General features: G+C 40.8%; 1 protein-coding gene. It reads right to left on the bottom strand.

Annotated elements, in window-relative coordinates; genetic code table 11:
* Window positions 1-68: 68 nt before the first annotated feature.
* On the bottom strand, window positions 69-250 hold a 182-nt coding region (locus Q4519_RS21955), incomplete at its 5' end, for a hypothetical protein (protein ID WP_303516094.1).

Genomic DNA, 250 nt, shown 5'->3' with positions numbered 1-250 from the left:
GGCAGCTGAGGTGGCGATTGTGTCCACACCGAGTAATTCAATGCTTTATTCTCCGAGGATGATGACCGTTAGAAATGTGTAGTTTTGGCTGTAATGTTTGTTAATGATTGTTTACGCGGTGATTCCGAGCGTGGTGTAGGGTTATAAGGAAGAGTATAATCTGAAACGACAGTGATTTGATGTGACTCTGGTGTCGATTGTTCACGTTGCTGTAACTGAGTTAATTTTTGTTTATATATCTCACTAGACT

It is taken from the genome of Motilimonas sp. 1_MG-2023 (assembly GCF_030547455.1).
Taxonomy (GTDB): Bacteria; Pseudomonadota; Gammaproteobacteria; order Enterobacterales; family CBDFNC01; genus Motilimonas.
This window is presented reverse-complemented; position numbering and strand designations above follow the sequence as displayed.